Annotated in this window: 3 protein-coding genes; all 3 read left to right on the top strand. The window is 73.9% G+C overall.

The features are described from left to right. Nucleotides 1-2,726: hypothetical protein (locus amrb99_RS50440; protein WP_206700413.1), on the top strand; the 2,726-nt coding region annotated here is incomplete at its 5' end. A gap of 160 nt (nt 2,727-2,886) precedes the next feature. Further along, complete coding sequence (locus amrb99_RS48850; protein WP_190868940.1) at nt 2,887-5,376, top strand: ATP-binding protein; 2,490 nt, start codon at nt 2,887-2,889, stop codon at nt 5,374-5,376. Beyond that, nucleotides 5,373-7,057 (top strand): type IV secretion system protein (locus amrb99_RS48845; RefSeq protein ID WP_190868939.1); only part of this gene is annotated, 1,685 nt, incomplete at its 3' end. The genes amrb99_RS48850 and amrb99_RS48845, both read left to right, overlap by 4 nt.

Here is a 7,057-nt window from a genome sequence, read left to right as displayed (position 1 = left end):
GATCTGCTCCGCCGCCCGCGCCCGTCCCCGCCGCGGCGCCCATGCTCCCGGGCCCGGCCATCGCCGACGGGCCTGTCCCGCTCGCCGACTACGCCGCCCGGTTCGACGTCCCCGCCCCCGCGGCCCCCGTCGCCCCTGCGGCCCCTGCCGCTCCCGCGCCGCCTGCCGCGCCTGCGGCTCCCGCGCCCAAGCCTTGGCGCCGCACCGAACGCGACATCTCCCACGAGGACGATGTCCAGCCCGATCCGCACCTCGGGGAGTTCGAGCGGCCCCCGGCGACGCCCCGGCTGGAGGTCCCCCCGTCCTCCGCCGGTTCCGGGAAGCGCGGCCTCGCGTCCGGCATCCGCCGCCCCGGGGCGTCCGCCGAGATCTGGCCCGCCGTCTCCCCGAGCACCCGCCCGGACATCCCCCAGCAGGCTCCCGCCGCCCCCGCCTCCTTCGGCAGGCCCGTCCCCTTCGCCAAGGCCGAGACCCCCGCCCCGCCCCCGCCCCCCGGTCAAGCGCCCGGCGTCCACCCGGTGCCCCTGCCGTTCGGCGCGGGCGGAACCGACGGCCCGACCGCCCAGCAGGGCCGTCCCGAGGGGCCGCAGGCCCCCGGCGAAGAGACCCCCGCAACGACGTCGGCCGCCTCAGGCCCCGCAGAAGCGGGTCCGTCGCCCTCTGCGCAGGAGCCGGTGGCCGAGGCAGGCGACCGCGCCGCCGAGCGCCCGGACGAGGGCGCCGACGCGGCCCGTGCGACGGAGTCGCCGGCGCCTGCCGAACCCGCCGAGGCCGAAACCGCCGGCGCCGACGAGCCCGCGCCGCCCGCGCCGGAGACCCGTCACGAGGCCGAGCCTGAGACGCCGGATGCCAAGGCCGACCGCCCCGTGCCCGTCGCCCCTGCCGAGAGTCCGGCCGACGCCGCTGCGAAGCCCACAGAGGCGGAAGCTTCGGGTGCCGCCCCGGAGCCGGCGGCTCCGGTCGCAGGCGACGCCGAGCGTCCGGCCGCCGCGCAGGAGGCAGAGCGCGGGGACGAAGCCGGTTCGCCGGTTGAGCGTCCTGCACCCGTTGCCTCCTCCGAGTCTTCTCCGACCCCGGCGGGACGCGACGACGCTGCCGAGCGCCCGGCGGCTGTGGTCGAGCCGATGCGGGGCCGTCGACGGGGACGCAAGGGCGCAGAACTGTTCGGCGGCGAGCCCGGTGACAAGAAGGTCGCCGGGTGGCAGGCCGCGTCGCCAAGGAGGGCGCCCGCCCCACCGCCGCAGCGGCCAGCGCCCCAGCAGCCCGTCCAGCAGCAGCCGCCCGCGGCGCAGGGGCCCACGCGCCCGGATCTGCCCCGGCAGGTTCCGCAGCGCGGCGGGCCGGGCGCCCCCGCGCAGCCGCCGGTGGTGCGGCCGCCCGCGCCGACGCGGCCGGACATCCCGATGCAGGGCCGCCCCGCCGCGCCCGCCGCATTCGGCGGTACGCAGGGCGGGCCGTCGGAGGAGAACGAGTGGCGGCCCGCCAAGCAGGAGCGGGACGCCGGTACGCCGCGCCTGGAGGCGCCGCGACCGTGGTCGAAGGGGCTGTCGAAGCCGCTGCGCCCGGCGACCACCGACAACATGCAGTGGCCGCCCGTCCCCGAGCCGGGGAAGGCGCCGGAGGCGTACACGGAACTGCCGCCGCAGGGCGTCCCGATCCAGCCGCCGCCCCAGCCGCCCCAGCAGCTGCAACCGCCGCAGCCGCACGTGCCGCAGCCCGCGGAGGAGCAGGCACCGCCGCGGGAGGTGCGGTCGCAGCCGCAGTCGCCGGTCCGGCCGAGGCCGCTGCCGCCGCCCCCGGCGCCGCCCGCGTCCGGGCCCGCGATCACGCCGCCGGGACCGGAGCACGAGGTCACGACCGGCGGGCTGCGCCGCCTCATCCAGGCCGTCGGCGGCGGCCACGGCGAGGTCGACGCCGAGTACCAGCAGCGGCTCCAGCAGCCGTTCCACGGGACGCGGCACGTCGTGGTCCTCGGCTGCACCGGCGGCGCGGGGCAGACCGTCACCGCGCTGATGCTCGGGCACACGTTCGCGCAGCACAACGGGGAGCCGGTCGTCGCGATCGACGTGAACCCGGGGCCGGGCGCGCTCGCGCGGCGGACGCGCAGCGAGACCAACGAGACGCTGACCTCGCTGATCACGCGCGCCGACCAGGTCGGCAGCCTCACCGCGATGCGCCGCTACACCTCGCAGGCCAAGTCCGGCCTCGACGTCATCGCGGCCGGGAAGAACCCGCTGCAGGCGCTCGACGACCGCGACTACGCGCTGGCGATCCGCACGATCGACAAGTTCTACTCGGTGACGCTGCTCGACACCGCGGCGGCGATCGTCGCGCGGGTCCTGCCGTACGCCGACCAGATCGTGCTGGTCGCGCCGGCCAGCGCCGACGCGCCGCGCGCGGTGGCGATGACGTTCGAGTGGCTGGACGGGCACGGGTACGAGGAGCTCCGGTCCCGCGCCGTCACGGTCATCAACGGGGTGAGCCGCCGCAGCATGGACGACGTCGAGCAGGCGGAGGCGGTCGCCCGGGGGCGTTGCCGTGCCCTCGTGCGCATCCCGTGGGACGATCACCTCAGCATGGACCGCGCGCCCCGCAACGAGCTGAAGTCGTTGCGCGCGCCGACGCGCCGTGCCTATCTTGCCCTCGCCGGTGTGGTCGCCGGCGGGTTCACCGTCGTGCCCGAGCGTTACCAGGAGCTTCAGCAGGAGCAGGAGGCCACCCGATGAGCGCCCCTCGCGGGCACCGAGCCGGCCGGACGGGCGCCAGCGTGGCGGGCGCGCCTGTCGTTGATGTCCGCCCGGATTGTGAACACTCTCCCCGCCAGCCCTTCGCAGCCGCACGCCGATCGGGAGAATCATTGGTCAGGACCAGGGTCGGGAGGACGGCATGAGCAAGGCCAGCCGGCTGGCCGTGCGGTACTTCGACGACCGCGTACTGCTCACCGACAACGCGGCCTGGGCGTACTTCCGGCTGCCCACGGTGTCCTACGAGTTCACCACCGGCGAGGAGCGGGAGGCGCTCGCCACCAACATCACGATCGCGCTCGCCGGGATCCGGATGCAGGACGCCGAGGTGCACCTGCGGATCGCGCACCGCACGTACCCGGCGGCGGAGTGGGCGCTCGCGCTGGACAACACGTCCGACGGCGGCCCCGGGTGGCGGGAGTACCTGGAGGAGACCTACGCCCACGTGTGGGCCAAGGACTTCTGGACGAAGGAGGTCTACCTCGGGGTGCGGCTCGGCCCCCGGGGGATGGGCGCGCACCTGTCCGGCGGGGTGGTGTCGCAGCTCCTCGGGTTCTACAAGCGCAGCGAGAAGGTCCTCGGCGTCAACGACGACGCGATCGACAAGCGGGAGATCGGGCGCTGGACCGACCAGGCCGAGCGGATCGGCCGGGCCCTCGGCGGGTCCGCCCTGTACGCCCGGCACGCGACGTCCACCGAGGTGGCGTGGCTGTTCCAGCACGCGGTGACGGGATCGCTCGCCGACCCGCCGCCGTCGGCGGTGCCGCGCCGGACGTGGGGCAAGGGCGAGATCGAGTCGCTGGTGGAGGGCGCCATCCACAACGGCCGCTCGTACCTGCGGATCGAGCAGCCGAACTTCACCGGCGCGGGCGGCGGCGCGACGGCCGCGTCCTACGTCGCGTACCTGTCGTTCGCCCGCTTCCCCGACATGATGCCGTTCCCCGACGGCGAGCCGTGGTTCCACTACGCCGACGCGCTCCCGTTCCCCGTCGAGATCAGCGCGCGGATGAAGCTGATCCCGCCCGCCAAGGCGTCCAAGGACGTGTCGCGGAAGCTCGCGCACGCCCGCGACATGGACCAGCACATCCGGGAGGCGGGCGCGGAGGCGCCGATCGCGCTCGCCGAGCAGATCGACGCCGCGCGGATGCTGGAGCACGGCATCACCAAGGAGCGGCTGCCGTTCGTGTACGGGTGGCACCGGCTGATCGTGTCCGCGGCCACCGAGGACCTCCTCGCCCAGCGGGTCGACGCGGTCGTCGAGCACTACCGCGACATCGGCATCGACGTCGTCAACTCCACCGGCGACCAGTTCTCGCTGTTCCTGGAGTCGCTGCCCGGCGACCAGATCCGGCTGAACGCCTACGCGCAGCGGCAGCCGCTGCGCACCATCGCGGGCGGGATGCCCGTCGCGACCGTCGACCTCGGCGACCGCACCGACGAGAACGACGAGGGCTGGATCGGCCCCTACATCGGCGAGACCCTCGGCCGGGCCCGGTCGATCGTCCACTTCGACCCGCTCGTCGCCGCGGCCCGCAACCGCCCGACCGCCGTCGCGATCACCGGCGAGCCCGGCGGCGGCAAGACCACCCTCGCGCTGCTGCTCATCTACCAGATGGCGCTGCGCGGCGTCACGATCGCGGCCATCGACCCGAAGGGCGATGCCGAGTCGCTGGTGGAACTGCTGAAGGCGCGCGGCCGCAAGGCGCGGATCCTGCCCCTCGGGTCCGCGGCGCCCGGCCTGCTCGACCCGTTCTCGTTCGGCGACGACCTCGCCACCAAGAAGACCATGGCGACCGAGACGCTCCGGCTGCTGCTGCCGCGCATGTCGGAGGAGCGCGAGTCCGCGATGATCCAGGCGGTCGGCGCCGTCGCCAACGCCGGTCAGCCGTCCCTCGGCCGCGTCGTCGACCACCTGGAGCAGGCCGCCGACCCCGCGTCCAAGAACCTCGGCGCGGTGCTGCGGTCGATGTCGGAGATGCACCTCGCCCGGCTGTGCTTCGACCCGTCCGGCGGCGAGCGCATCGACACCGCCGGCTGGACGACCGTGTTCACCCTCGGCGGCCTCACCCTCCCCGACGTCACGATCTCCCGCGAGGACTACTCCTACGAGCAGCGGCTGTCCGTCGCGCTGATGTACCTGGTGTCGCAGTTCGCGCGGCGGCTGATGCACGGCATCGACCGGCGGCTGCCGAAGGCGATCTTCCTGGACGAGGCGTGGGCGATCACGTCGACGCCCGAGGGCGCCAAGCTGGTGCCCGAGGTGTCGAGGATGGGGCGGTCCCGCAACACCGCGCTGATCCTCGTCTCCCAGAACGCGGGGGACCTGCTGAACGAGCAGGTGACCAACTGCCTGTCGTCGGTGTTCTCCTTCCGCTCAACCGAACGGGTCGAGGTGGGCAACGTGATGTCGCTGCTCGGGGTCGAGTCGTCCGACGAGCACAAGGCCGTGCTGCGCAACCTCGGCAACGGCGAGTGCATCTTCCGCGACCTCGACGGGCGGGCGGGCCGGATCGGCGTCGACCTCATCTCCGAGGAGCTGCGGCGCTGGCTGGACACCAACCCGACCCGGTCCCATCCTGGGCGTTCCGAACTCACCGCAGCGGGGGCCGAGGTCGAGGAGGTCAGCCGATGAGGGGTCCCCGCATCCGGACGGAGCGCCTGCAGCGCTCGCCCGGCGAACGCCTCGACCTGCGCCGAAGCCGCCGCCGCCGGCACCGCCCGCGCAGCCGCCGCTCCGCGGTGCTGCTGGTCATCATGGCGCTGTTCCTGGTCAGCCCGCTGTCGCCGGCGGCGGCGTCCATCCCGTTGCCGCCCGGTTCCAACCCGAACGACGCGTGCGCTCCCGCCGACAACCCGGCGCCGGAGGCGTACGGGTCCGGGACAGACGGGATGATCAAGCCGCCCGGCTACCCCGACGCGAAGCTGCAGAAGACGCCGGGCGACCAGCTCACCTACTACGACCGGTACGGCACGGCCGGGCAGACCTGGTACGCGGTCGACATGGGCTGCTCGGACGCGATGGCGATGATGGGCAACGCGATCGCCAACACGACGTTCACGCTGGTCCGGGCGGTCGACCGGACGACGATCAGCATCTACCAGGCGGCGGCGTCGGAGTCGCTGCTCGGCTGGCTGAAGAGCACCGTCGACGGCGTGATCAGCGGCATGGGCAAGACGTTCAACGCCCGCTACTGGTCGTGGGTGGTCATCCTCGGCGCGATGTGGCTGGCCTGGTGGGGGCTGGTCCGGCGGCGCGCGAGCAAGGTGACCGAGGGCGTCGTCTGGATGGTCGCCGCGATGGTCGCGCTGATCTGGCTGGTCGCGCGGCCCGCGGACTTCACCACCCTCGGCACGAAGGTGTCGTCGGCGACGAGCGCGGCGTTCAACGCGGCGCTGCCGCAGAGCGACACCAAGGGCGGCAGATGCATCCCGCCGCCGGACGGCAAGCCGGACCCGATGGCGTCGGCGAACCTGGACGCCACGACCCGCAACGCGAACGGGCTGTGGGTGGCGCTGGTCTGCAAGCCGTGGCTGCAGGGCGAGTTCGGCACCACCGACCCGAACGCGAAGATCGTCAAGGAGAACGCGGACAAGCTGCTGTCGTCGCAGGCGGTGGACCTGCCGGAGTCGTACGGCACGGAGAAACCCGATCTCGGGCAGAAGGCGGACGACTACAAGAGCGTCGCCAAGACCATCAAGGACGACTATCCCGGGACGTACTCGCTGTTCCAGGGCAAGAGCTGGCAGAACCGGCTGGCGGTGGCGTTCGGCGGGCTGTTCGCGGCGCTGGTCGCCGGGCTGCTGATCATGGTGATCGCGATCGCGCTGATCGTGGTGAAGATCGCGTTCCTGCTGCTGCTGGTGGCGGGGCCGATCTTCCTCGGGATCGGGATCCATCCCGGGATCGGCCGGGTGATCGCGGTCCGCTGGCTGGAGCTGCTGCTGTCGATGCTGCTGAAACAGGCGGCGCTGATCGGCGTGCTGGCGCTGCTGCTGTGGGCGTACGGGCTGATCCTCGGCGAGACGCTGCCGTGGGGGCTGCAGATCCTGCTGATCGCGCTGGTGACGTTCGCGGCTTTCATCTACCGCAAGCCGTTCCAGCACCTGTTCTCGGCGGTCGGCTACTCGGCGGTGGGGTCGCGGGAGAAGAGCGAGGCCCATCTGGACAAGTCGGTCGCGGAGGCGCGCAAGAACACGGCGGCCGTGGCGGGCGCCGTGGTGCCGGGGGCGGCCGGGTACCGGCTGGGCCGCTGGGCGGGCAAGCGGGACGCCGCGGCGGACGCGGCCGGGGCGGGCGCCCTGGCGGACGCGGC

Origin of the sequence: Actinomadura sp. RB99 (assembly GCF_014706005.1) — a bacterium.
Lineage (GTDB): Bacteria > Actinomycetota > Actinomycetes > Streptosporangiales > Streptosporangiaceae > Spirillospora.
This window is presented reverse-complemented; position numbering and strand designations above follow the sequence as displayed.

What these genes read in the sequence shown, in the direction of transcription:
- amrb99_RS48850 (WP_190868940.1), top strand. Translation starts at nt 2,887, where the DNA reads ATGAGCAAGGCCAGCCGGCTGGCCGTGCGGTACTTCGACGACCGCGTA.